Consider the following 26941-nt stretch of genomic DNA (forward strand, 5'->3'; position numbering starts at 1 on the left):
ATATAATTTAATTTAATTTTTACGAATTTTTCAAAACATGCTAATATACGAATTTCATTAGTGAGAATAAGAGATTTACACTTCCAATTTAGGACTTTTTATTAACAATTTTGCACCTGTTTTTCGTTAATAACTATAAGCGAATATGCTTTGATTTTTTGATTAATTTTTCGTCAATTAGCATGACGCATTGATTTTAAGGTACAGTTTTTGCTTTGAGTAAAACTATTTTAGTATTTTTAAAGCAGAAAGGAACTTAGTTATGGATGATAATTTTTCCCCCAGAGTAAAAGATGTAATAGCATATAGTAAGGAAGAAGCACTGCGCTTGGGCCATGATTTTATTGGCACCGAACATTTAATGCTTGGGCTTTTGCGTGATGGCAATGGTAAGGCAATTGATATATTAAACGCATTAGATGTGGACTTAAACCACTTAAGACGAAAAGTGGAGATTTTAAGTCCTGCTAATCCCAATATCAACATTGCTTCAAACCAAAAGAAAAACCTTCACTTAACGCGACAAGCAGAACGTGCTTTAAAAACCACTTTTTTAGAAGCAAAGTTATTTCAAAGCACTTCCATAAATACTGCGCATTTGCTATTGTGTATTTTAAGAAATGAAAACGACCCAACTACCAAGCTATTAAACAAGTTAAAAGTTGACTATGATAATGTTAAAGAACAATTTAAACAAATGATTACAAACGAAAACGATGATTATATAGAACCTAAATCAGAGTCTTTTCAAGATGACGATTCTAATTTAGGAGATGAATCTCAAAAGGACAATATTTTTAATTCTCCGTCAGGTAAGTCAAATAAGAAGTCTAAAACACCTGTTTTGGACAACTTTGGAAGGGATTTAACGGCTTTAGCCGAAGAAGGGAAGCTAGACCCTGTTGTGGGGAGAGAAGCTGAAATACAGCGTGTTTCACAGATTTTAAGTAGAAGAAAGAAAAACAACCCGCTTTTAATTGGAGAACCTGGTGTTGGTAAATCTGCCATTGCCGAAGGTTTAGCCCTTAGAATTGTAAAACGAAAAGTATCTAGAATTCTATTTAATAAAAGAGTTGTTACGCTCGATTTGGCAAGCTTAGTGGCTGGCACGAAATATAGAGGGCAGTTTGAAGAGCGCATGAAGGCGGTAATGAACGAGCTTGAAAAAAATGATGATGTTATTTTATTCATTGATGAAATTCATACCATAGTTGGTGCGGGTGGTGCTACTGGAAGTCTAGATGCGTCTAACATGTTTAAACCAGCATTGGCACGAGGCGAAATTCAGTGTATTGGCGCTACAACTTTAGATGAATATAGACAGTATATAGAGAAAGACGGTGCCTTAGAGCGTCGTTTTCAAAAAGTTATTGTGCAGCCCACTACCGTTGAGGAAACTATTGAAATTCTTAACAATATTAAAGGTAAGTATGAGGAACATCACAATGTTGATTTTACAGATGAAGCCATACAGGCTTGTGTAAAATTAACTAACAGATATATGACGGACAGGTTTTTACCAGACAAAGCCATTGATGCTTTAGATGAAGCAGGTTCTCGAGTTCATATCACAAACATTGATGTACCCCAACAGATTTTAGAGTTGGAGCGACAATTAGAACAAGTAAGGGAAACCAAAAACTCCGTTGTTAAAAAACAAAAGTATGAGGAAGCTGCTAAATTACGAGATGATGAAAAGCGCTTAGAAAAAGATTTAGCTATTGCACAGGAAAAATGGGAAGAAGAAACAAAACAACATCGTGAAATTGTTACAGAAGAGAATGTTGCTGACGTTGTATCTATGATGACGGGTATTCCAGTAAATAGAATCGCTCAAACTGAGATTAATAAATTGGCCGAATTACCGAATTTAATCAAAGGAAAAGTAATTGGGCAAGACCAAGCTGTGGCTAAGGTTGTTAAAGCGATCCAACGTAACCGCGCAGGATTGAAAGATCCTAATAAACCTATTGGGTCGTTTATTTTCTTAGGACAAACAGGTGTTGGTAAAACCCAATTGGCAAAAGTGTTATCTCGCGAATTGTTTGACAGTGAAGATTCTTTAATTAGAATCGATATGAGTGAGTATATGGAGAAGTTCGCTATTTCTCGTTTAGTTGGTGCACCTCCAGGATATGTTGGTTATGAAGAAGGTGGACAATTGACTGAAAAAGTACGTCGCAAGCCTTATTCTGTGATTCTATTGGATGAGATTGAAAAGGCACATCCTGATGTATTCAATATGTTACTGCAAGTGCTTGATGATGGTCATTTAACGGATAGCTTGGGCCGAAAGATCGATTTTAGAAATACTATAATCATCATGACCTCAAATATTGGAGCAAGAAAGCTTCAAGATTTTGGATCAGGTATTGGCTTTGGTACATCGGCTCAAAAAGCGCAAGAAGATTCAAATGCTCAAAAAGTAATTGAAAATGCACTTAAAAAATCCTTCGCACCAGAATTTTTAAATAGAATAGATGATGTAGTGGTGTTTAATCCTCTTGAAAGAGAAGACATCAATCAAATTATCGATATTGAATTGGAGAAGCTTCTTGCAAGAATTAAAGGTTTAGGCTATAACCTAAAGTTAACCAAAACGGCAAAAGATTATATTGCCGATAAAGGTTTTGATAAGCAATATGGTGCAAGACCACTAAAGCGTGCCATTCAAAAATATATTGAAGATGCACTAGCTGAAGAGATTGTTGCTTCCAATCTTCGAGAAGGAGACAAAATTATTATCGATTTAGATAAGAAAACAGATGAATTAAATATTAAGATTGAAAAGGCGGAAAAGCCCACTGAATCATAAATAATTCAAATATCAAATACAAAGCCTACATCTTATTTAAGATTGTGGGCTTTTTTTTGGTTAAAACTGTAACAAATTGAAAAGGCATTTATCTTTAAAATAAACAACTAGTTTTTTTTGACGACTAACCACCAAAATATAGTAAAACTAATTGATTTGTGCATCTCTGGAAACCACTCTGCGCAAATGGAAGTTTACAATAGATATTATAAAGCAATGTATAATACATCTTTGAGAATAGTAAAAAATAAATTTGAAGCAGAGGACATTATGCAAGAATCGTTTTTGACTGCTTTTACAAAACTTAAAACTTTGAAGGATAAAAAAACTTTTGGAGCATGGTTGAAGCGAATAGTTATTAATAATAGTATATATCATTTTAATAAAGAAATAAAGAAACAGGAGACACCATTAAATGATGCAATTTTTATAATTGAAGACGAATACGGTATTGAAAACCAAAAAAAGGATGGAGCAAACTTAAAAGTTAAGCAGGTACTAGATGGTTTAAATGCTTTAAAGGATAATTATAGAGTGGCCTTAACCTTGAATTTGATTGAGGGCTACGATTATGAAGAAGTAAGCCAAATAATGAATATTAATAATGCTAATTGCAGAACCATGATTTCAAGAGCGAAAGCTAGTTTACGCCAAAAAATAGAGTATCAAAACACTAATAATATTTGAAGATGAATGAAAATTACTTAGAACGCTTTTTTGAAGACAAAGAAAATAATTTTGATATAGAAGAACCTAGTACTGATCATAGAGAGCGCTTTGTAGAAAAACTTAATAATAAAGGCCAGCTCGATGTTGTTAAGAAGACTAGACAAAGGCGTAGTCCATGGAAACCATTACTTGGTGTAGCAGCCTCTATTTTGCTTATTGTAAGCATTAGTGTCAATAGTTTTTCTCAAGAAGAAGAGCTTAGAGATTTAGCAAGTGTTTCACCAGAAATGGCTACCACACAAAACTTCTTTACGCTTTCAATTTCGGAAGAACTCTATAAACTTAACGCAGCGTCTACTCCAGATACTCAGAGATTAATTAAGGATGCTACCAAACGCTTAGACAAACTCGAGAGAGATTATGAGAATTTGAAAAAAGATTTAAGTGAAAGTGGAGATGACAAACGTGTTATTTATGCAATGATTTCCAATTTTCAAACCAGAATAGACATATTACAACGTACACTTAAAGAAATAGAAAACATAAAACAATTAAAAATCACATCATATGAAACGAACAGTACAATTTAGAAGCCTCATCACCTTCTTGTTAATACCTTTTTTGGCATCGGCGGTAAGCAACCCAATGAAAAAAGGGAAATATACTAAAGAGAAAACAATTAATAAGGAGTATTCGGTATCATCTAGCGTTACTTTGAAAATAGATAATAGCTACGGAAACCTTGACATTATTACATGGAACGAAAACAAAATTGTTTTTGAGATAACTATAACCACAACTGGTAATGATGAAGAAAAAGTGGAAAGAAAGTTAAATGATATTGATGTAAAATTTTCTGCATCAAAAGATTGGATGGCAGCAGAAACTCTGTACAATAAAAAGAACACTAACAATTGGTGGAAAGGTAGCAATAAAAACAATGTTAAAATGAAAATTGACTACATTGTAAAGATGCCAATTTCTGGTAAAATAAATTTGAATAATGACTATGGGAATATTAACGTCGAAAAGCTAGAGGGTAAAGCCGAAATAAACTGCGACTATGGAAAAATAACAACAAAAGAACTAATGGCCGATGGGAATATACTAAACTTTGATTATTCTAACGGATGTTATTTTGAATATATTAAAAGTGGTAAAATTAATGCCGACTATAGTAGTTTCAACGTTGGGAAGTCAAAACGCTTAGAAATTAATGCTGACTATACAAAGTCGGGAATTGAGCTCGCAGAAGAAATTAATTACAATTGTGATTATGGCTCATTGGTTATTGATTCGGCAAATATAATTAATGGGAATAGCGATTATTTAACTTTGAAGATTGGTGACATTTACAATGTTGCAATTTTGAAATCCGATTATGGTTCAATAAGAATTGAAAAGTTACAAACAGAATTAAAAACATTGAATATAAAATCTGGTTACACAGGTTTAAAAATAGGGTTTGACCCAAGCTTAAGTTTTGATTTCGATATAGATCTTAGTTATGCTAATCTAAATGGAGACGATGGTTTTAACTTTACGCAAAAAATTAAGGAATCTACACGTAAAAAGTATTCAGGATATTATGGCAGCAAAAATTCTGGAACAATTATAACTGTTAATTCGCAGTACGGTGGTGTTAACTTTTACAAAAACTAATGCCCACTTTTTATAAAATCGAAAAGGCTGGTATGAAAACCAGCTTTTTTTATGAGCTTGATTTTGGTACTCTATATAGTAGAACAATGCCTACAAAAAAGAAAATAAATAGAAACAGAATAGCAGATCGCATAGTATATAACTGATCGACCACAGCAAATATGGTCATACCAATAACGATACCTATTTTTTCTGCTACATCATAAAAACTAAAGTAAGACGTAGTATCCTCAGTTTCTGGTAAAAATTTAGAATAGGTAGACCGTGCCAAAGATTGGACACCTCCCATGACAAATCCCACTAATGTTGCAGCGATGTAAAACTCCATCGGCATCTTCATAAAATAAGCGTAAAAACATAAGCCCATCCAAATGAAGTTAATAATGATTAACGTTTTTATATTTCCATATTTCTCCGACATTTTTGATGTTATATATGCACCTAAAACTGCAACAAGCTGTATTACCAAAATACTTAGAATAAGTCCTGTTGTTTTGTGTTCTTCGTCATTCCAAAGTATTTCTTTTTCACCAAAATATACTGCCATTAACATTATCGTTTGTACTGCCATACTAAAAACAAAAAATGCATTTAGGTAACGTTTTAGCCTCAAATTATTTTTTAATTCTCTCCAAACTGATTTCAATTCCTTAAAACCATTAAACACCACATCTTTGGTGACTTTACGACCTTTTGAACTTCCTTTGGGTAAATGATAAAATGTATACTGACTAAATAAAATCCACCATAATCCAACAGTAATAAATGAGATTTTCATGGCTTTAAAAGATGCCGAATTCTTTGCCTTTTCCAAAGCTTCAGCTATCTCAATTTCACTTCCGTTGAGTTTGATATCTTCTGAGATACTAATGTCAAAACCAAACCAATTTGGAAACATAACCATTAACAAGTTCAAAACAAGAAGGAGAACACTTCCAATATACCCCCAAGAAAAACCTTTGGCGCTAATACTATCTTGCTGCTCTGGATATGCTATATCTGGTAGATAAGAATTATAAAAAACCAAACTTCCCCAGTAACCTAAGAGACCCATAAAATAAAACAGAATGCCGGTATGTATAAAATCAAGATCAAAAAAATAAAGACCAATACAACCCACACCTCCCATATAACAAAAGAATTTCATGAAATTCTTCTTATTCCCAACATAATCTGCAATACCTGATAATAAAGGCGATAGAAATGCAACAACCAAAAACGTAAACCCTGTTACTATTTCGATTAAAACTGTTTGTTTCATTTCAAAACCAAAAGCAGAAACCAGTTGTTCTTTGGTGTCGAATAAATTTGAGTAAAAAAGTGGAAAAATAGAAGAGGCTATGGTAAGTGTATACACCGAATTTGCCCAATCATAAAAAGCCCAAGCGTTTAAGAGTTTTTTACTACCCTTTTGTAATGGTTCTTTCATAAAAAAAGTCACGCTTTAATTGCGTGACTTCTAAAATAAACAAATAATTTGTTCTATGTACTTTTTTAATTTCTAAAGGTTGACACACCATACTTTTTTGCTTCGCTCCTCGCCTGAGGCGCCCATTTAGTAAGGTTTGCAATTCTTGTATCGTTTGACGGATGTGTACTCATAAACTCTGGGGGTGCCTGCCCTCCGCTTTTTGCTTTCATGCGCTTCCAAAGTAGTGCGGCCTCATCGGGATTATAACCAGCGATTGCCATTAAATATATACCGATCAAATCAGATTCTGTTTCATGACTTCTACTAAATGGCAACATCACACCAAGTTGAGACCCTATACCATATGCTTGATTAAAAATTGCTCTTGTTTGATCATCTTTAATTGCCACATTTCCGGCAACAGCTCCTAATTGTTGCAAAATACCAGCACTCATACGTTGTTGTCCATGGTTTGCTAATGCATGTGCAACCTCATGCCCCATAATTGCCGCAACACCAGCTTCGTTCTGCGCAATAGGTAAAATACCTGTGTAGAACACAATTTTACCTCCAGGCATACACCAGGCATTTACGGTTTCATCGTTTACCAAGTTGTATTCCCATTTATAATCCTTTAAATATCCTTGATGACCGTTAGCGTTTAAATAACGCTCTGCTGCAACAGCAATGCGCTGTCCAACACGCTGAATCATTTCGGCATCTTTGGTTCCGGTTACTACGTTATTTTCATTTAAAAACTGATTGTATTGCGCAAAAGCCGTTGGGAATAATTGAGAATTAGGTACCAAAGCTATGGTTTTCTTTCCTGTAAATGGATTGGTAGCACATGCAACTAAAAGTAATGCCAGTGCAAAACCAAGTATAACTTTATTTTGTTTCATAATAACGTTAAATTTAGAGTTAAAAATACAAAATCGATGTATATTAATGAGACACTTTTTATTTTTATTGGTCACATTTTGTTTTTTAAGTTAACTAAACACATTAATTTCTAACATGTTGTTATTTTTATTAAAATCCATCGACTGAGAATTTAAAATTTTGATTATGAAAAATTTCCTCATATTAGTTGCTTTTGCCTTAATATTCAATTGTAATTCCGCTGCCCAAAAGAAATCGGAAGATAAAACCACGAAAAAGACTTTTGAAGTTACAAAAACAGATGTAGAATGGAAAGCGCAGCTTACTGAGTTAGAATATTACGTACTGCGAAAGGCTGGCACAGAACGTGCCTTTACTAGTCCACTAAATAAAAACTATGAAGAAGGCACATATGTATGCAAAGGATGCGATACACCACTTTTTAAAAGTCAACATAAATTTGATTCTGGTACCGGTTGGCCTAGTTTTGATAGAGAAATTAAAGGTAATGTTGAGTTTTCTACCGATTATAATTTAGGATATGCCAGAACGGAAGAGCATTGTGCCATTTGTGGTGGGCATCTAGGACATGTATTTAATGATGGGCCTAGAGATACTACTGGAAAGCGTCATTGTATAAATGGTGTTGCCTTAAAATTTATTCCAAAGGAATAATTCGTATTTTTAAAATATGGAAAGCTACCTAACCAGTATTAAAAAGCAATTTGAGTATTACAAATCCTTGGGAGATAAAACTTTTATAGATTTAACTTTTGACGAAATGCAAAATGAGTTCGTTCAGGATTCTAATTCAGTTGCAATTATTGTAAAACATTTGGCTGGTAACATGTTGAGTAGGTGGACTAACTTTTTAACCGAGGATGGCGAAAAAGAATGGCGCCATCGCGACCAAGAGTTCATAGACACCTATACTTCAAAAGATGATTTAATTGCAGATTGGAAAAAAGGGTGTGAATGTCTTTTGGATGCTATTACTCCTCTGGAAGAAAAAAATTTGGAGCAAATTATTTATATAAGAAATCAAGGGCACACGGTGATTGAAGCCATCAATAGACAACTAGCACATTATGCTTATCATATAGGGCAAATTGTGTTTTTGGGTAAGTTGCTAAAAGGTAAGCAATGGGTTTCCTTGTCAATCCCAAAAGGCGATTCTGCAAAATATAACCAAGACAAGTTTAGTAAAGAAAAAAGTAGAACACATTTTACTGATGATGTATAAAAAACTTCTCAATTTTTTTGAGAAGTTTTTTAGTATTGCTACATTATTTATTTTGCTTCTAAAGTTTTGGAACTAAAATAACCTATTGACCTAGAGATTTTGCCATCATCGTTAAAATCATGTGTATACATAGCAGGCATTGTTAGCCTCTTCTTGTCAGATTTTCTAATAACTCGAAAGTTCCACCAAGATTGAACGGTGGTTCCCCCACCTCCTATTTCATAATCTAAAGCATCTGGATAACCCACAACATCAATACTTACAATTTCAAAATTTTCATAAAAATCTTTATGCATCTCTTTTATTTCATCTAAGTTCATACGCTCATCTATGGGCATTTCTAAATTACTAAACTGCGCTTTTTCATCAAAATAGCTATATGCCTTCTCCAAATCCATATTTTCAAATGCAGCCATCATTCTTCTTACTTTATTGATGTAATCATGCTGATTGTAGATAGTACCGTTGGTTCTCTCAGAAAACCCCTCTCTTAGAGTTTGAAACACTGTTCCATCATCATAGGTTATCATCGTTTTAATTTTATTGTCTTTATTAATAACGAAAAGCCTATGAAGCGGCATGTTTAGTTTTACGCCTGTTTCGTTATGCACACCTTTTAGCATATCCCAGGTTTGCACCCAAACATCATCCTCTTTATTGTCCTTTTTATACTGAAGCGCGTCTGGATAAGCTCCAGGATATCTTTCAATACTTAGATATGATGCATTGTTTACCCAAAAAATAGATTGACGTAAAAGGGTAGTCTTATCGGTACCTTTATTGTTTGGATTCGTATTCATACCATTAAATGCCTTAAAATCGTCTGCTAAAAGACTCTTTAGTTTTGTAGTATCACCCTTTATAAAGGCTTGTTGCGCCTGTTCTGCAACTTCAATAGCTGGATGCTCGAGGTAGATAGTTCCGTTTTTTTGGGTTTGAGAATAGATGATACCAGAAAGCAGTATCATAGTGATGACAGTTAGATTTTTCATTTAAAATAAAATTTGATTGTTAATAGTTTTTCAATGTAGCTAAAAAACTTACCATAAATCTTATACTATGTTAAGAGCGGAGAAAAAAGGGAATCAATTTCTTTTAAATGGGCGAATAATTAATCTCGCCTCTCTATCGAAACGCACATAATTGTAAACCCAATTTACAAATACTACCATGCGGTTTCTAAAACCTATTAAGAAAAAAAGATGGACAAACATCCAGACATACCAAGCAAAAACACCTTGAAACTTCCAATTCTTCAAGTCTACAACGGCTTTGTTTCTACCAATGGTTGCCATAGCGCCTTTATCTTTATAAACAAAAGGTTTCAAAGGTTTTTCTTCGAAAATTCTAAGCAAATTATCTCCAAGTTGATCTCCTTGTTGAATGGCAGGTTGCGCCATCATTGGAAATCCGTAGGGATGCTCCTTGGTAGCCATACAGGCAATATCACCAATGGCAAAAATGTGTTCAAACCCTTTTACTTGATTGTATTCGTTAACCATAATACGATTACCGCGTGTAATAAAATCTTCGGCATCCAATCCTTTAATTGTGGCCCCTTTTACACCTGCAGCCCAAACTACAGTGGCAGTTTCAAAAGTTAAATCAGAATCGGTAGTGACGATGTTGCCATCATAATTGGTAACACGTACATTTTTCCATATGTGTACGCCAAGTTTTTCTAGAAAATCCTCAGCTTTTTGCGAAGCTTTAGCACTCATTCCTTTGAGTATGCAGTCCCCCGATTGCACGATATGTATTTGTGCCGAACGTGTATCCAAATCTGGATAATCCTTTGGAAGAATGCCTTTTTTTATTTCAGCTAAAGCGCCAGCGAGTTCAACACCAGTTGGCCCACCTCCTACTATAACAAAATTCATAAGGGCATTGCGCTCGTTTAAATCTGAGGTTAGCAGTGCATCCTCGAAATTTTCCAAAATTAAACTTCTTAGGTTTAACGATTGTGGTATGGTTTTCATAGCCATACTGTATTTTTCAATCTCAGTATTTCCAAAAAAGTTTGTTTTTGAGCCCGAGGCTACCACCAAGTAATCAAATTTTAAGTCACCAATATTGGTTATAACTTTGTTTCTTTTGGTGTCAATCTTCTCGACAGAAGCCAGTCTAAAATAAAAATTGGGAAAATCCTTCAATATTTTACGAATGGGATATGCTATGGAATCTGGCTCTAATCCGCCTGTAGATACCTGATATAATAAGGGCTGAAATGTGTGATAATTATGTTTGTCCATAAGCACTACCTGAACTTCCTGTTTGGAAAGTTTTTTGGCTAAAGCTACGCCAGCAAAACCACCACCAATAATTACAACACGTGGAAAACTAGTTCTAGGTATGTTCATTTCTTGAAGATTGCTTCGCAAAGGTAGTAATTAGATGCAAATTAATAGGGTTCTAAATTCGTTATTCAAACTTCATTTTGTAAATTTGCAGCTTAAATTTTAACAGATGAGTAAATACGATATTATAGTTCTTGGAAGCGGTCCTGGTGGTTATGTTACGGCCATTAGAGCATCACAATTAGGTTTTAAAACTGCTATTGTTGAAAAAGAAAACCTTGGAGGTGTATGTTTAAATTGGGGATGTATCCCAACGAAAGCATTATTAAAATCTGCTCAAGTATTTGAATATCTGAAACATGCAGAAGATTATGGTTTAAAAGTTAAGGATGCTGAACATGATTTTGACGCTGTTGTAAAACGTAGCCGTGGTGTTGCTGACGGTATGAGTAAGGGTGTTCAGTTTTTAATGAAGAAGAACAAAATCGATGTTATAGAAGGCTATGGCAAAATAAAGCCTGGTAAAAAAGTGGATGTTGATGGTACCGAGTATTCTGCCGACCATATCATTATTGCAACTGGAGCGCGCTCTCGTGAATTACCAAGTTTGCCACAAGATGGCGAAAAGGTGATTGGATATCGTCAGGCAATGGTTTTGAAAAAACAGCCTAAGAAAATGATCGTTGTTGGTTCTGGTGCTATTGGCGTTGAGTTTGCATATTTCTATAACTCTATGGGAACCGAGGTTACTATTGTAGAATATTTACCAAACATTGTTCCTGTTGAAGATGAAGATGTTTCTAAACAATTGGAACGTTCTTTTAAAAAGAATGGTATCAATATCATGACTTCTGCTGAGGTGACTTCAGTTGACACTTCTGGAAAAGGCGTGAAAGCTACAGTAAAAACTGGTAAAGGCGAAGAAGTTTTAGAAGCTGATATTATTTTATCAGCTGTAGGTATAAAAACTAATATTGAAAATATTGGTTTGGAAGATGTAGGTATTGTTGTAGACAGAGATAAAATTTTAGTAAACGATTTCTATCAAACTAATATTCCTGGATATTATGCTATTGGGGATGTTACACCAGGCCAAGCATTAGCGCACGTTGCTTCTGCAGAAGGTATTTTGTGTGTTGAAAAAATTGCCGACATGCATGTTGAGCCAATTGACTATGGCAATATTCCAGGTTGTACTTATTGTACGCCTGAAATCGCTAGTGTTGGCTTAACTGAAAAACAAGCTAAAGAAAAAGGATTTGATATTAAAGTAGGGAAATTCCCGTTCTCTGCCTCCGGTAAAGCAAGTGCTGGTGGAAATAAAGAAGGTTTTGTGAAAGTTATTTTTGATGCCAAATACGGCGAATGGTTAGGATGCCATATGGTCGGTGCTGGAGTTACAGATATGATAGCTGAAGCTGTTTTAGGCAGAAAATTAGAAACTACGGGGCACGAAGTGTTAAAAGCAGTACACCCTCACCCAACAATGAGTGAAGCGGTTATGGAAGCTGTTGCTGCAGCTTATGATGAAGTAATTCATATTTAGAAGAAGCCCCAGCTAGCCTCCCAAATTGTGAGGAATACTTAATCCATATGAGACAAAAAAAAGGTTCGAGTTTTCGAACCTTTTTTATAGAATTTTATTCTTACACACGTTTTCCTCTATTAACAATCTGTTTGTTATATATTAAAATAATTTAATCGGTTCAGGCTGCTCGCTACTGCACCTGTTTGTCATCAGGAAGGTCTTTTGCTGAGTGTTTCACCAATTGAAAACTATCTCCTTACAAGACAAATCAGTTTCAAATGGATCACGAAAAGAATGCTTCCACAATATCTAATGTGGTGTCATTCTCTTAGTTAATTTATAAATATATTAAGAACCTTTTTTTAAAACTTAAATCTTGTACCTAATTTAAGTTGACTATCTAAACCTGTAGAACTCGGAGTATTTGCTCTTCCTTCAAGAATTAAATTGTTCTTAATATCATACTGAAACCCTGTTGTAAGAGAGGTTGAAATGTCGACAATACTCGCATCCACCTTCAATATATTGATTTTTGGCCCCAAAAAAACACTAAACTTACCACTGGTACAAAACTTCATAAGCATAGGGTACTCAAGAAGTGTAGTACTACCTGTCAAACTCATTACAGAAGTTCTTTGTGATTCAAACCTTACAAAAAGGTTGTTCTCAATTTTATATTCGGAAAAATATCTTGAATAATTTAATGGAGCATCATATTTGGAAACAAAATCATCCTGAGGCGTATAAGACTTTGTTTTCTCCTGCGAATAAAGAGAACTTACTATGAATAAAACCACTAAAATGGATTTATTAAACAGCATATTATTAATTTTGATCTAGTCAAAACTATTATAAAATATAATATCTTTATGATAAAACTATCACAAAAAGCCAGAATAAGATGTTAATTTTTATTGCCCTAAACGGTATCGCTTACATCTAGAAAGACAAGAGGGATTTTTAAAACCTTAGCCCCAAACCAATAAAAAGACCGTTTGGTGTTATTTCCTGAAATCCTAAAGTATATTTAATATGAATATCAAATGCTTTTGTTAGCTGGTATGCAGTTGCGATATCACCTCTCACTTTAAATTTATTGGTAAAAAAATCAAAAAAGTAATTTAAACTTGGCCCTACTAAAAAGTGGAAATTATGCCCTACTTCATATTTCATGTAAATAGGCGCATTTATAAAATTGAAATCATTAAGCCCTATATAAAGTACCTCTGGCTGAATCGAAAAACTTTGATTTACTTCAAAATCTGCAAAACCTCCAAAGTAAAAACCAGTAGCAGTTTCAGGGTTGGTACCAAATGAATCTTCTGCAACCTTAAAAAAAGTGAAGTTAGCTCCTCCCTTTATTCCAAAAGTATTTTCAGATTGTGCCTCTATGTTCAAAATAGTCACTATCAGTAGAAAAAAGAAAAAACGAATAGTCTTCATAACGGAATAAAAATAGTAATCAACTTAGAAAACTTTGTATAGCAAGTTCGTAGCTCTGTAGTCCAAAACCAAGTATGACACCCTTGGCGTTTGGCGAGACATAAGACTGGTGTCTAAATTCTTCACGCCCAAAAGTGTTAGAAATATGAACTTCAACTACGGGCGTTTCTATACCCTTTATAGCATCACCTATACCAACTGATGTATGTGTGTATGCGGCTGCATTCAAAATAATGCCATCGTAGCTAAACCCAACATCATGTAGTTTATCTATCAACGCCCCTTCTATATTTGATTGAAAGTAATCCAAATCTATATCAGAATACTTTTGTTTTACTTCATCCAAAAATTCAGTAAAAGTTAAACTACCATATATACTAGGTTCTCGCTTTCCCAATAAGTTAAGATTTGGTCCGTTTATGATAATAAGTTTCTTCATGAGCTAAAAATACAAAAGTTATTGCATAAAAAAACCGAAGCATGATACTTCGGTTTTCTCGATTATAAAGTTGTTATGTCTTACCAAGCATAACCTATAGAAACACCTAAAGATACAGAGGCAGAGCTCAATGACACTGCTAAATCATCAGAATTTCCAGCTATATACCCAAGACCAGCAAATACATCCAATGCAAAATGTTCTCCAAACACCCATTGATGACCTACTTCACCTCCAATTGAAAAGAAACCAGCAGAGTTATCAAAATCATCGCTAAGCGAAAAGTAACCTACTGAAGGACCAGCATGCCAACCTCTTATAGCCTCACCATCAAAATAAAATCTGTATTCTCCACCTGCTCCAAAACCAGAGACATCTGAGATGTTGTAGTATAGACCAGAAATAGTTACGGTTTGACCATCCTTTACAGTAAACTCATAACCAGCGTTGGCAATACCAAATGCTAAACCGATTGGGTTTGCTTTGATAACTTGCTCTTGCGCAAATGAATTAGACATTCCAAATAAAACTAATGCAGTTAATAAAAATAATTTTTTCATGTTAATAAAGTTTATAGTTTGATTCTTACAAATTAAAGGATTTTTTTTCTAATATTAACAACAAAACTTCAATTATCAACAATTTTATTAACACATAAATGCAATATGCTGTTTATCAATATTTTAAAAATTTAGTTATTAACAATTTTATTAATTAGCTAATGTTGAAAGTAGAATTCTAAAAACTTACTTGGGCAATTAAAAATGGAATACGAATCCTATGAGCCCCTGAAACAAGTTATTGATGTCTAAACCGAGATTGTATCTCAGCGTAGGCTCAATACTAACATTGTCTGCTACAAACCATGCATAACCACCCTGTACACCAAGCCAATTGGCACTAGAGCTTGTTGAAGAGCCTGTGAAATCTACTCCTACAGGGAATTTTGAAATAACGTAATATTTAACGCCTACTTTATATACCAAATCACCACGTAATAGCTCAGAATCTCCGTAACCTAAACCGAGTTTAAGGGCTAAATTATCATTTAAAAAGTAACCACCCTCTGCCCCTAATGACCATGCAGTTGTACCATTGGTAGATGAAAATGAAAAAGCTGTACTTCCAGTTGTAAAAGATCCTGTATTTATCTCGATTAAAAAGCTTCCTTTAGATAAAACACTATTAGCCTTTTGTGCATGAGCAGCACTAGTGCCTAAAATAAAAACTATGGTAAGAAAGAAAATGTTTTTCATATTAATTAATTATTATTTTAAATTTTGTAGACCCACAAACTTAATAAGAAATATATTATAAAAAGTGATTTTTATCATAAAATTTTCACTTATATGAAAGATTACATTCTAGTAAAGATTAAAATAGAGTTCGCTTATTGGTATAGGGCTTACTAACCAAACTATTGTTGTTCATCTCTAGAATGTTTGCTGCGTTTAGAAAAATATTTTAGTTATTTTTATGACCAATGAAATGGCAAAACGCTTTAAAGGATTTTCAGCTTTATTTAAAGATAGAACGAGGTCTTTCAGACAATTCAATTGAAAGTTATTGTCATGATATTCTTAGGCTGATATCTCATTTAGAAGAAAATAACATCTCCAAATCTCCTCTTTCTATTTCCTCTGAAACCATTCAGGAGTTTATCTATGAGTCTGCTAAATCATTAAATGCCCGCTCGCAATCGCGGTTAATCTCTGGTCTTCGAAGCTTCTTCAATTATCTAGTATTTGAGGACTACAGAAGTAATAACCCTTTAGAGCTCATAGAATCCCCTAAAATTGGGCGGAAACTTCCGGACACGCTTTCGGAAGAGGAAATAGACCAAATTATTCAAGCCATAGATTTAAGTAAACCTGAAGGTGAACGAAACAGAGCCATGTTAGAAACACTCTATGGTTGTGGCTTAAGAGTAAGTGAGCTCATCAATCTAAAATTATCTGATTTATTCTTTGATGAAGGTTTTATAAAAGTAACAGGGAAAGGTGATAAGCAGCGCTTTGTTCCTATTGTAGCGTCTACAATAAAATATATCAACATTTATAGAAACGAAATTAGAAATCATCAAAATATTCAAGCGGGATTTGAGGATACTTTATTTTTGAACAGAAGAGGCAAACAATTAACACGCGCAATGATATTTACGATTATTAAGCAATTGGTTGAAAAAATCGGACTCAAAAAAAATGTGTCCCCTCATACCTTTCGTCATTCTTTTGCCACTCACCTATTACAGAATAATGCTGATTTAAGAGCCATACAAATGATGTTGGGTCATGAAAGCATTACTACTACAGAAATATATGTGCATTTAGATAAAAGCCATCTCACCGAAGTTGTAGAGAAGTTTCATCCTCGTAAGTAGCATTGTAAAGACACTAATTTCACTAATTTTTTAAAATAAGTCAAGAACTATTATTTGGGCAAATTAGTGAAATTCGTGTCTATCAAAATTATTTCGCAATATTAACTGCCCTAGTTTCTCTAATCACCGTAATCTTTACCTGCCCTGGGTACGTCATATCTGTTTGGATTTTCTGTGAAATATTAAAGGATAACTCCGCAGCTTTTTCGTCGTTCACTTTTTCGCTTTCAACAATAACACGTAGTTCTCTACCTGCTTGAATGGCATAGGCTTTTTTAACGCCGTTGAACCCAAAAGCAATATCTTCTAAATCCTTTAAACGCTGAATATAACTATCCAGTACTTGACGACGCGCTCCCGGGCGTGCTCCTGAAATGGCATCACACACCTGAACTATAGGCGCTAATAACGATTTCATTTCTATTTCGTCATGGTGTGCTCCAACAGCATTACAAACATCATCTTTTTCTCCATATTTCTCAGCCCATTGCATACCTAAAATTGCATGAGGTGTTTCCATATCAGTTTCAGCATCTGGCACTTTACCAATATCGTGTAATAATCCAGCTCTTTTTGCAAGCTTAGGATTCAAACCTAATTCTGCAGCCATCACGCCACAAAGTTTCGCGACCTCTCTGGAGTGCTGTAACAAATTTTGTCCGTAAGAGGAGCGGTATTTCATTCTTCCGACAGTCTTGATCAATTCTGGATGTAAATTATGGATACCCAAATCTATCACTGTGCGCTTGCCAACCTCAATAATTTCTTGTTCAATTTGTTTTTTAGTTTTCTTAACAATTTCCTCAATTCTAGCTGGATGGATTCTACCGTCTGTTACTAATTTATGAAGTGATAACCTTGCAATTTCTCGACGTACAGAATCAAAACAAGACAATATGATGGCCTCAGGTGTGTCATCAACAATAATTTCAACACCAGTTGCAGCCTCTATCGCCCTAATGTTTCTTCCTTCACGCCCAATAATTCTGCCCTTTACGTCATCTGATTCAATATTGAACACAGAGACACAATTATCAACCGCTTCCTCGGTTCCAACACGTTGAATGGTATTAATAATAACTTTTTTAGCCTCTTGTTCTGCTGTTAATTTTGCTTCTTCAAGCGCGCCCTGTATGTAAGCCATAGCATCATTCTTAGCTTCTCCTTTAAGGGACTCTACAAGCTGCTCCTTGGCCTCCTCGGCTGATAAGCTTGAAATGACTTCTAACTGTTGTACCTGACTTTTATGAAGTCTGTCAATTTCAGATTGCTTTTTGTCAAGTACATTCAGCCTATGGTTGTAATCTTTAATCTTATTTTCAACCTCGGCATTTAGCTTTTTATTTCTAGAGAGTTCATTAGATATTTGAGATTCCTTATCTCTAGTGCGCTTTTCGGCCTCTGCCATTTTTTTATCGCGAGATAAAATTACCTTTTCATGCTCAGCTTTAAGTTCAATAAATTTCTCTTTAGCCTGAAGTATTTTATCTTTTTTTATAGTTTCGCCTTCACTCTTGGCTTCTTTTAATATTGATGCTGCATTCTTTTTTGCACTTTTTATAAGCTTTGATGCATTATTCTTTTCCATTGTTTTGGCTATAATAAATCCTATTATTAGCCCTACAATTGCGCCTACTACAATTAATATAATTGGGTTGTCCATTTTTAATTTAGTTGATTTATATATATAAAAAAACCTACATCAGTATAGTGTTTTGTATAAACTCCTTAAAAACAAGTTTAGGGCTAACAAGCTGATCAAGGGTCTGCCCGAGATACTAGAATTAACCAGCACTAGCAGCATGCTTTTACAACTTCAACTCACCCTTTTTAAAGAATTAACGTTGAGTTTATCAAAAAAATAACCGATGTAGGTAGTAACTTTCTACTTTATTTTAAAGAACGTTAAGCACTTAAATGAGCTTCTAACATATTGCTGATAGCCTCAAGCTTTTCTTCAACAACCTCATTTCGCACTTCTTTATCTATAGTTTTCTGCTCCACTTGAGATGCAAACTGTAAAGCGCACATGGCCAATACATCTTGTTTATCTCTAACGGAATAACTTTGCTCAAATTGTTTAATCATAGTCTCAATGTTCTTAGCCGCCTTGCGTAAACCTTCTTCCTGAGATGTATCAATGGTTAAAGGATATACTCTGTTAGCTATAGATAGCTTTATTTTAAGCTTTTCTGACATTGATTCTTATGTTACATTAATCCGATAATTGCGCTATACAATGGTCAATATCTCTAATTAATGCATTTATTTTAAGCTTAGTTTCTTTTTTATTATCGTCACTACCAAGCATTGAATTTGCAATTTTTAGAGCGCCATATTTTTCCTCCCAATCAATATTCAATTGTTTTTGGGTTTGAATTTCTTGTCGCGCCGAAGCTAAATCTTTCGATAATTCTAAATTAGCTTGCTTTAAATGGTCTACTCTCAGTAGTACTTTGCTAATTTTGTGTTCTAAAGAATCGACAATATCTTCAATCTTACTCATTTACAAAAAACAATACTTAGTAAACAAAGTTAACATACCTTGGCCTAAATAGCAATAGTTTTTAGTTAATTTTTTAAAACCTGCATTGCGTTTTGGGCGTTACCCCAAAGGGGTCGGGCTTTCCGCTATATCTTTTCACGAAGCACCCCAAACTCATTTCAAGATCACATTAATTTTTAAAGCAAATCGTTTCCATTTAAAATGCATTATTCAAGGTTCGCAAAAAGGATGCCGCTGCAATCCCTAACGCGGGTCTATCTGCCAAGGCTGTGTCTTGCATCAATACCAAAGCGCTCCTGCAACGTATGGCGACAAACATTACGTAATAATTCAACTATAAAAAACCATTGGCGTGATTTTTGTTTTCTACTTTGCTAATTCACACTCAAATTAATATTTTAGCCCAATACATCGTTATGCGAATACTTCTTGCCCTCTTCATCCTACTTTGCGCGCCCATTGGTGCACAAAACATATACCCTCAAGATTACTTTGCTAGTCCTTTAGATATTCCGCTTGTACTTTCAGGTACTTTTGCAGAACTGCGCTCAAACCATTTCCATTCTGGTATGGATATAAAAACTCAACAGCGTACAGGGCTAAAGGTAAAGGCTTCAGCAGATGGCTATGTCAGCAGAATAAAAATAGCGCATTACGGCTATGGAAAAGCACTATACATTACCCATAAAAATGGATACACAACGGTTTACGCACACTTAAAAAGCTTTTCTCCAGAAATTGAAGATTATATTAAAAAAAAGCAGTACGATAAAGAGTCTTATGAGATTGAACTGTTCCCAAAAGTCGATGAGTTATTAGTGAACAAAGGCAGTTTAGTCGCTTACAGCGGTAACTCCGGAGGTTCTGGCGGCCCACATTTACATTTTGAAATTCGTGATAATGCCGAACGCCCCATAAACCCTATGCTTTTTGGGATAGAAATTAAGGACAGTAAACTTCCCACGGTAACTTCCATTTATGCGTATCCACTGGATGAAAGCTCACATGTAAATAATTCCAACACAAAACAGAGCTTGCGATTAATCCCGTTAAAAAATGGAGATTACACCGTTGAAAACATCAACGCTTTTGGTAAAATAGGGTTCGGAATTACTACTTGGGACAGACAGGATTTAGCACCAAATAAAAATGGCGTATACAATATTCAAACCTTCGTAAATGGCAGTAAAAACTTTGAGCTGGATTTTAAAAGATTCTCTTTTGACGAAACTAAACATATTAATCAATTAATTGACTATAAACAGTTCAAAACCAGAAAACAGCGACTTCAAAAATTGTTTAGAGCAAACAATCCGTTAAGCATTTATAAAGACCTTTATAAAGAAGGCATTCTATCTATTCAAGACAGTACATATTCAATATATAAAATAAAGGTTAGTGATTTTAAAAACAACACATCTTGGGTTACAATTTCTATCAAAGGCCAAAAGAGTAAAAGCATCAAATCTAAACCTGTAACCAAAACACCATATTACATTTATGCGGAAAAAAGTACGACGTTAAAGGAGAAAAATATAAGTGTAGATATCTTTCCTGATACATTTTATGAAGATTTTTATATTGATTTTAACGTTAACGCCGATACCTTGACCCTTCATAAGGATATTGTTCCCTTAAAGAAAAACTTGAAAATATCGTACAACATTAGCAACTATAGTGCAGAAAACAAGAATAAACTTTTTATAGCCAGACTATCTGGTTATAAGAAAACACCATATTATTCGTTTACAAAACGTGAAGGAGACACCTTATCATCTTATACCAAAAGACTGGGGACATATGCTTTAGCTTATGATGACGAAGTGCCAACCATAACGCCAATTAACTTTAAAAAGGGTCAGTGGTTAAGCAAATACCGCTTCCTTAAAGTTAAAATTAACGATGAAGTTTCAGGGATATCAAATTATAGGGCCACAGTAAATGGAAATTGGATTTTAATGGAATATGACTATAAGACAAAAACACTAACACACGATTTTAACGATGGTGTAGTTGTTGATACAAAAAACAATTTAAAAGTAATTGTTACAGATAATGTTGGAAATAGTTCTACTTTTGAAACTACATTTTACAGGAAATAAACTTAACTGCTTTTGAAAACGCGTTACATCTTAACCACAACTCTTTTCGTATTTACATTGCTAATAAGTTTTGGTCAGCAAGCCACAATAAAAGGTGTTATTCTTGATGAAAACAGTAAACCCATCCAAAATGTATCCGTTAAAACTGGTAGTATAGGCACCCAAACCAACGAAAACGGTTTTTATACTTTGGGTATTCCTGCGAATCAAGATGTAACTCTAGAGTTTACTCATATTTCACACAAAAAAGTGGTTGTTACCTTTAATTTAAAAAATGGCGTAATTAAAGAGTTTTATCCGGTAATGAGAACTTCAGTTGAACAAATAAACGAAGTTGTGATATCTGGAACACGTAGAAAGGAAGTTGAAGGCATTATAACCTTAGATAGAGAAACCGTTAAAAAAATTCCTGGAGCAAATGCAGGTGTTGAGAACTTATTATTATCACTTCCAGGAGTTAATAACAATAATGAATTAAGCACACAATATTCGGTAAGAGGCGGGAATTATGATGAAAACTTAGTTTACATTAATGGGATAGAAGTATACCGTCCATTTTTAGTGCGCTCTGGTCAACAGGAAGGCTTAAGTTTTGTAAACCCTGATTTAGTGCAAAACGTAGATTTTTCAGCAGGTGGTTTTCAGGCTAAATATGGAGATAAACTATCCTCTGTTTTAGATATTACCTATAAAACGCCTTATCAATTTGAAGTAAATGCCGATTTAAGTTTGCTCGGGGCAGCCGTATCTGTTGAAAATATAAGTAAGGATTCAAAATTCACCAGTATCGTTGGCGCGAGGTATCGCAACAACAACCTGTTTGTCAATGCAAAACAAACACAAACCAACTTCCGCCCTGTTTTCGCTGATTTACAAGGATATTTCAATTATAAATTCACCAATAAATTCCATTTAAGCTTTCTAGGTAACGCATCGTTAAACAAATATGATTACGAGCCCTTAACGCGACAAACCAATTTTGGTACGTTGGCAGACCCTGTAGCTTTAATAGTATTTTATGAAGGTCAGGAAAAAACAGAATATCAAACGTATTTTGGGGCGTTTCAAGGTACATATTTTGCCAATGACGATTTAACCCTTAGCTTGACGGCTTCAACATATCACACTACAGAGGAAGAGTACTTCGATATTTTGGCACAGTACAATTTAGGAGAGGTAAATAGCAATATTGGCGATGAAAATTTAGGAGAAGTTGAATTTAGCGAAGGCATTGGAAGTCAACTAAACCACGGAAGAAATGATTTGGATGCGTTGATTTCGACGGTGCAAGCAAAAGGAGATCTAAAAGTTGATGATAACAGATTTGAATGGTCGATAAAGTATACGAACGAAGATATTAGAGACCGTTTAGTAGAATGGGAAGTTATTGATTCAGCAGGTTTTTCTGTAAGACCTCCAAGAACCATCCCCATTAACGAGCAACCTTATACACCGTATGAAGGCTCAATAACACCTTTTACCAATGTTAGAGCCAGGAACAACACTAAAATTAACAGGATTCAGGCATATGGGCAATGGAGTAAACGGGCTACATTAGGCGAAAGTGATGTGTGGTACAATGCGGGTGTTCGTGTGCACAACTGGAGTGTGTCTGGAGATGGCATTGCATCATCAAACCAAACGGTTGTTAGTCCACGTGCACAATTTGCCATAAAGCCAAACTGGAAGAAGGATATGCTGTTTAGGGCTGCTGCTGGATTGTATTACCAACCTCCCTTCTATCGCGAGCTAAGAGATTCTACGGGAACGGTTCAACCCAATGTAAAGGCCCAAAAATCATTTCATTTGGTTTTAGGTAACGATTATAGTTTCAAAATGTGGGATCGTCCTTTTAAACTAACTTCAGAAGTGTTCTATAAAAACCTAACGGATGTAAACCCATATACATTAGAAAATGTTCGTATTCGCTATCGTGCTAGAAACAATGCAAAAGCTTATGCTTATGGATTAGACATGCGTTTAAATGGGGAGTTTGTTCCCGGAACTGAGTCCTGGTTTAGTTTTGGATATTTAAAAACAGAAGAAAACATAGATAATCGAGGTTTTATTTCAAGACCAACAGATCAACGTTTAAAATTTGCTGCATTATTTCAAGATTATGTGCCTAATATACCAAATATGAGGGTTTATCTCAATTTGGTGTATAATACTGGATTGCCCGGAGGTTCTCCAAGTTACGCAGATCCTTATGATTTTCAACTTAGGTTGCCAGATTACAAAAGAGCCGACGTTGGTTTTCAATTTGTATTGGTTGATGAAAACAAGCAATTCCAAAGCGGATGGAAAAAACCGTTCAAACAACTTTCATTTGGTGTTGAAATATTCAATATTTTTGATGTACAAAACTCAATAACAAATACTTGGGTAAGGGATGTGTATAGCAAACGACAATTTGCTATCCCAAACTTTTTAACGCCTCGGGTGTTTAATGTGAGGACTACCATGAAATTCTAATCATGAAAAAAACGCTTATAAATTTAAGTTTATGCTTACTGAGCATTGCTTTCACTTATGCCCAAAAAACAAAATTCAAAACAGGTAAAACCAGCAGCAAAAAATATTTTACCGCAATAAAGTATAAGGACGTAAGAGGTAAAATAATAATCCCTGTAAGTATTCAAGACAGCACTTATTATTTTTTATTTGATACGGGAGCCCCGAACGTTATTTCATCAAACCTATTAAACGTTGTAAAACATTCTTCAAAAAAAACCCTAACGGTATCAGACTCTAATGATAGAAAGCAGCGTATGGATTTAACCACGCTTCAGTCAATTACGATTGGAGATTTAGAGTTTGCAAATACAAGTGCTTTGGTGTTTGATGGCGATAATAATATCCTTTTTGACTGTTTTGAGATTGATGGCATAATCGGAAGCAATCTGCTGCAGAAATCTATCGTTCAAATAAATTCAAAAACGCAGGAGCTCATACTTACAAATTCTATTGATAATTTAGATTTAAAAAGTGAGACGCCTACAAAACTATTTATTAATAATGGTCAAGGTAGTCCATATATTGAAATACAGCTAAAGGGTAAAAACAACGTTTCAGAAAAGCTATTATTTGATACTGGAGCAAGTGGGTTTTACGATATGAGCAAACGGCGCTTAAGCTTATTTAAGGAACAAAAAGTAGCCAAACATATTTTAAGTAGTGAAGGTTCTGCTGGCATTGGGCTTTTTGGAGCATCAGAGGCCAACACGACATATAGATTGACAATCCCTGAAATTTCAATTAACAACCATGTATTTACCAATGTAATGACCGAAACAACAGATGATAAGAATTCAAGAATTGGTTCTGATATTTTTAAATACGGTGTGGTAACTTTTGATTTTAGAAAGCGTCATTTTTATTTTAATAGTTTTAACGAAACAGCAAATCTAAGGGAAAAGCAATTGGGTTTTACTCCTATAGTTCAAAACAATAAACTAATAGTGGGTGTGGTCTGGGACAAACAATTGAAGGATAAAATAAGTTATGGGGATGAAATTGTCAGTATAAACAATATTAAATTTTCAAATGCTAATGTATGTGACTTAATTACAAAGGAATCACCTTTTAAATCTTCAGATACTTTGGAGATAGCATTCAAAAATAAATACAACAAAATCAACAGATTTACACTAAAACGAACTTTTCAAGATTAACTATGAAACCCGAAGTAAAATTAATCCAACAAGCTACATTTAGCAAAAACATAAAGACATATATTGTTTTGGTGGTTTCATTCTTTCTGTTCATTTCAATTATCGGAATCCCGATCCTTATTGTATGGCTCTTAGGTTTGGGGCAGCATATTGGTAAAAAATATTATAACAGTTTAGAGTGCCAACTCACAACTAAACATTTGGAGTTTAAAAAAGGGGTGTTTTTTAGAGTTGAAAAAACGATTCCTTTGGAAAACATTCAAGATTTAACCTTTATTGAGAACCCTATTCTAAAATATCTAGACTTGAGAGTTTTAAAAATTGAAACCGCTGGTAATAGTAATCCCAAGGGAAGCGACATGAAACTTATTGGAATTGTTGATGCTCATGATTTTAAAACAACTGTTTTAGAACAAAGGGAGCTACTTCAAAACAACTCAGGCTCAGTACAATCTACTAATAATGAAAAAGATAAAACGGAAGTTTTACTAGAAGATATAAAAGAAATTTTACTTGATATTAGAAAAAATCAAAAATAGTTTTCTATTTTAAAATCACATTTAATCTTGAAAAATCCGTATCAATATTTGCGGCATTATTTACTGACACCCAGATTTCTATGGCATCCCCTGGCGCAAGATTGATTAAACCTACCATAGAGAAATTACCAACATCATTATTTGAAAAACGCCTCTCAGAAGAAACAGAGTTCACTATAGCTGGAGACCCGCCATTTGGTGTTTTACTTAAAAAAAACTCATATATCCTTCCGTTTGGAGTTGCAGTGGTGTCATGGTCTAAAGCCCCAGTACAAATAACTTGAAATTCTCTTGCCTCCCTACCCTCGTATACCAATCTATTATCTGTCGACGACATTCTAAATAGACCATCTGATATGGTTGCACCACCTACTTTAACTGCAACATTATTTGTCACAAAGTTTGTATTTGTGGTATTTCCAGCCATATAATAATATCCTGTTGCAGATGCATCAGATTCTACAGGGATACCTGGGCAATTTATGTCCCATGCTTTGTCAAAATTATATCCAGCATATGAACCAGTTGTATAGCCATTAATATAAGTGCCAGCCCCGGAAAATGTGGTACTATTAATAACACCCGTAGAAACTGCAGGATCTGAGCTTACATCAATACCAGTTGCTAAAGCTGGTACTATGCAAAATCCACTTACTTTTTCTATTAAAGAGAATGTTCCCAAATAGGTTTCAAAAGTACCACCATTACTATCAAACCATGCAACATTACTAAGCAATAAATCATCAATGTCTGTATATACTATTCCATTAGCATTTCCTACTAATTGAATTATATTCATAAATACAACCCCAAACGTATCAATAGCGCCGACATTATTAGCATTGGCAATTATAGAGTTTTGAAAAATCAGCGTTTCGGCAAGTGTTCCTGTTAAATTAAAAATGCTACCACCAGGAGCAGTCAAAGTTAAATTCCTAATGGAGCCACCGTTTGAGCCAGCAAAGATAGTGCCGCCCACATAAACTAAAATATCTTCATTAGCATCTAAACCAGAAATGTATGCATTGTTTAGATCAATCGGAGCCGCTAACACAATGGTGCCATTTATCTCATAATAGGTATTCTCATCCAATAAATAAGTTGTGCCTCCTCCTGCGGTTAATTCATCAGCCAAATCCGTAGCATTTTTTATTAGCTTATAATTATCCCTAACAGGAGCGCTTTCCAAGGGTAGCCATCCTGTACTATCATAAAAGTAGAATACGTCCTCATCTGTATCAAACACCAATAAACCTTCCGCAGGACTTGCAATTGCAGTACGCTGCGCAGTAGTCATTCTTGGCGCCAACATCCCTTGAGTTGTTGATGTAACATCTAAAAGAGCTGATGG

Annotated in this window: 25 protein-coding genes and 1 other RNA gene; 12 read left to right on the forward strand and 14 right to left on the reverse strand. The window is 34.6% G+C overall.

The window, feature by feature from the left end; all coding sequences use genetic code 11:
- Positions 1–262 precede the first annotated feature (262 nt).
- The 4 genes from AC1B0Z_RS02975 (at position 263) to AC1B0Z_RS02990 (ending at position 5146) form a co-directional block, all read left to right on the forward strand.
- On the forward strand, positions 263–2815 hold the full coding sequence (locus AC1B0Z_RS02975) for an ATP-dependent Clp protease ATP-binding subunit (protein WP_483794065.1): 2553 nt from the start codon (positions 263–265) through the stop codon (positions 2813–2815).
- A 117-nt stretch (positions 2816–2932) separates the two neighbouring features.
- Positions 2933–3502: an RNA polymerase sigma factor gene (locus tag AC1B0Z_RS02980; RefSeq protein ID WP_483794066.1), complete on the forward strand. Its 570-nt coding sequence runs from the start codon at positions 2933–2935 to the stop codon at positions 3500–3502.
- Between the two features lie 2 nt (positions 3503–3504).
- Positions 3505–4074, forward strand: coding sequence for a hypothetical protein (locus tag AC1B0Z_RS02985; protein WP_483794067.1), 570 nt, complete (start codon positions 3505–3507; stop codon positions 4072–4074).
- Entirely contained in the window at positions 4052–5146 is a 1095-nt protein-coding gene (locus AC1B0Z_RS02990; RefSeq protein WP_483794068.1) for a hypothetical protein, read from the forward strand. The genes AC1B0Z_RS02985 and AC1B0Z_RS02990 overlap by 23 nt, the downstream gene beginning before the upstream one ends.
- 49 nt (positions 5147–5195) lie before the next feature.
- Here the strand turns inward: AC1B0Z_RS02990 and AC1B0Z_RS02995 are convergent, their stop codons facing one another.
- Together AC1B0Z_RS02995 and AC1B0Z_RS03000 are read right to left on the reverse strand one after the other, a co-directional pair.
- Positions 5196–6575: an MFS transporter gene (locus tag AC1B0Z_RS02995; protein WP_483794069.1), complete on the reverse strand. Its 1380-nt coding sequence runs from the start codon at positions 6573–6575 to the stop codon at positions 5196–5198.
- Positions 6576–6640: 65 nt separating this feature from the next.
- A complete protein-coding gene (locus tag AC1B0Z_RS03000) occupies positions 6641–7459 on the reverse strand; it encodes a M48 family metallopeptidase (protein WP_483794070.1) in 819 nt (272 codons plus the stop codon).
- Positions 7460–7625: 166 nt separating this feature from the next.
- Here AC1B0Z_RS03000 and msrB point away from each other — a divergent pair, with 166 nt between their 5' ends.
- Positions 7626–8114 carry a peptide-methionine (R)-S-oxide reductase MsrB gene (gene msrB, locus AC1B0Z_RS03005; protein WP_483794071.1) on the forward strand — a complete coding sequence of 163 codons (489 nt, stop codon included), beginning with the start codon at positions 7626–7628 and terminating at the stop codon, positions 8112–8114.
- Positions 8115–8130: 16 nt separating this feature from the next.
- Positions 8131–8682 (forward strand): DUF1572 family protein, encoded by a 552-nt coding sequence (locus tag AC1B0Z_RS03010; protein ID WP_483794072.1) that lies wholly within the window; start codon positions 8131–8133, stop codon positions 8680–8682.
- A gap of 47 nt (positions 8683–8729) precedes the next feature.
- Here the strand turns inward: AC1B0Z_RS03010 and AC1B0Z_RS03015 are convergent, their stop codons facing one another.
- On the reverse strand, positions 8730–9674 hold the full coding sequence (locus AC1B0Z_RS03015; RefSeq protein ID WP_483794073.1) for a nuclear transport factor 2 family protein: 945 nt from the start codon (positions 9672–9674) through the stop codon (positions 8730–8732).
- A gap of 93 nt (positions 9675–9767) precedes the next feature.
- On the reverse strand, positions 9768–11042 hold the full coding sequence (locus AC1B0Z_RS03020; RefSeq protein WP_483794074.1) for an NAD(P)/FAD-dependent oxidoreductase: 1275 nt from the start codon (positions 11040–11042) through the stop codon (positions 9768–9770).
- Positions 11043–11148: 106 nt separating this feature from the next.
- On the opposite strand from AC1B0Z_RS03020, the gene lpdA reads away from it, so the two are divergent.
- On the forward strand, positions 11149–12525 hold the full coding sequence (gene lpdA, locus AC1B0Z_RS03025; protein WP_483794075.1) for a dihydrolipoyl dehydrogenase: 1377 nt from the start codon (positions 11149–11151) through the stop codon (positions 12523–12525).
- Positions 12526–12869: 344 nt separating this feature from the next.
- On the opposite strand, the gene AC1B0Z_RS03030 is transcribed toward lpdA, so the two are convergent.
- The 5 genes from AC1B0Z_RS03030 to AC1B0Z_RS03050 form a co-directional block, all read right to left on the reverse strand.
- A complete protein-coding gene (locus AC1B0Z_RS03030) occupies positions 12870–13328 on the reverse strand; it encodes a hypothetical protein (RefSeq protein WP_483794076.1) in 459 nt (152 codons plus the stop codon).
- Between the two features lie 139 nt (positions 13329–13467).
- Entirely contained in the window at positions 13468–13905 is a 438-nt protein-coding gene (locus tag AC1B0Z_RS03035) for a hypothetical protein (RefSeq protein ID WP_483794077.1), read from the reverse strand.
- Between the two features lie 64 nt (positions 13906–13969).
- Positions 13970–14389, reverse strand: coding sequence for a type II 3-dehydroquinate dehydratase (gene aroQ / locus AC1B0Z_RS03040; protein ID WP_483794078.1), 420 nt, complete (start codon positions 14387–14389; stop codon positions 13970–13972).
- Positions 14390–14469: 80 nt separating this feature from the next.
- Positions 14470–14949 (reverse strand): DUF3575 domain-containing protein, encoded by a 480-nt coding sequence (locus tag AC1B0Z_RS03045; protein ID WP_483794079.1) that lies wholly within the window; start codon positions 14947–14949, stop codon positions 14470–14472.
- A 198-nt stretch (positions 14950–15147) separates the two neighbouring features.
- Entirely contained in the window at positions 15148–15645 is a 498-nt protein-coding gene (locus tag AC1B0Z_RS03050; protein ID WP_483794080.1) for a hypothetical protein, read from the reverse strand.
- Positions 15646–15872: 227 nt separating this feature from the next.
- Between AC1B0Z_RS03050 and xerD the strand changes: the two genes are divergently transcribed.
- Positions 15873–16769, forward strand: a complete 897-nt coding sequence (gene xerD, locus AC1B0Z_RS03055; RefSeq protein WP_483794081.1) for a site-specific tyrosine recombinase XerD — start codon at positions 15873–15875, stop codon at positions 16767–16769.
- Positions 16770–16857: 88 nt separating this feature from the next.
- On the opposite strand, the gene rny is transcribed toward xerD, so the two are convergent.
- From rny to AC1B0Z_RS03075, 4 genes are all read right to left on the reverse strand, one after another.
- Positions 16858–18432: a ribonuclease Y gene (gene rny, locus AC1B0Z_RS03060; RefSeq protein WP_483794082.1), complete on the reverse strand. Its 1575-nt coding sequence runs from the start codon at positions 18430–18432 to the stop codon at positions 16858–16860.
- A 58-nt stretch (positions 18433–18490) separates the two neighbouring features.
- A non-coding RNA gene (gene ssrS, locus AC1B0Z_RS03065) (6S RNA) lies at positions 18491–18619 on the reverse strand.
- A gap of 55 nt (positions 18620–18674) precedes the next feature.
- Entirely contained in the window at positions 18675–18968 is a 294-nt protein-coding gene (locus tag AC1B0Z_RS03070; protein WP_130962780.1) for a cell division protein ZapA, read from the reverse strand.
- 16 nt (positions 18969–18984) lie between these two features.
- The gene (locus tag AC1B0Z_RS03075; protein WP_483794083.1) at positions 18985–19275 is read right to left on the reverse strand and encodes a hypothetical protein; all 291 of its coding nucleotides are present in this window, start codon (positions 19273–19275) and stop codon (positions 18985–18987) included.
- 416 nt (positions 19276–19691) lie between these two features.
- Between AC1B0Z_RS03075 and AC1B0Z_RS03080 the strand changes: the two genes are divergently transcribed.
- The 4 genes from AC1B0Z_RS03080 to AC1B0Z_RS03095 are packed head-to-tail and all read left to right on the forward strand — an operon-like array spanning position 19692 to position 25590.
- Positions 19692–21377 carry a M23 family metallopeptidase gene (locus AC1B0Z_RS03080; protein WP_483794084.1) on the forward strand — a complete coding sequence of 562 codons (1686 nt, stop codon included), beginning with the start codon at positions 19692–19694 and terminating at the stop codon, positions 21375–21377.
- A 12-nt stretch (positions 21378–21389) separates the two neighbouring features.
- Positions 21390–23852 carry a TonB-dependent receptor gene (locus tag AC1B0Z_RS03085; protein WP_483794085.1) on the forward strand — a complete coding sequence of 821 codons (2463 nt, stop codon included), beginning with the start codon at positions 21390–21392 and terminating at the stop codon, positions 23850–23852.
- 2 nt (positions 23853–23854) lie between these two features.
- Positions 23855–25051 carry an aspartyl protease family protein gene (locus AC1B0Z_RS03090; protein ID WP_483794086.1) on the forward strand — a complete coding sequence of 399 codons (1197 nt, stop codon included), beginning with the start codon at positions 23855–23857 and terminating at the stop codon, positions 25049–25051.
- Between the two features lie 2 nt (positions 25052–25053).
- A complete protein-coding gene (locus tag AC1B0Z_RS03095) occupies positions 25054–25590 on the forward strand; it encodes a PH domain-containing protein (RefSeq protein ID WP_483794087.1) in 537 nt (178 codons plus the stop codon).
- A gap of 4 nt (positions 25591–25594) precedes the next feature.
- On the opposite strand, the gene AC1B0Z_RS03100 is transcribed toward AC1B0Z_RS03095, so the two are convergent.
- Complete coding sequence (locus AC1B0Z_RS03100; protein WP_483794088.1) at positions 25595–26902, reverse strand: hypothetical protein; 1308 nt, start codon at positions 26900–26902, stop codon at positions 25595–25597.
- Positions 26903–26941: the final 39 nt, after the last annotated feature.

The organism is Hyunsoonleella sp. J2K-J805, assembly GCF_057167125.1.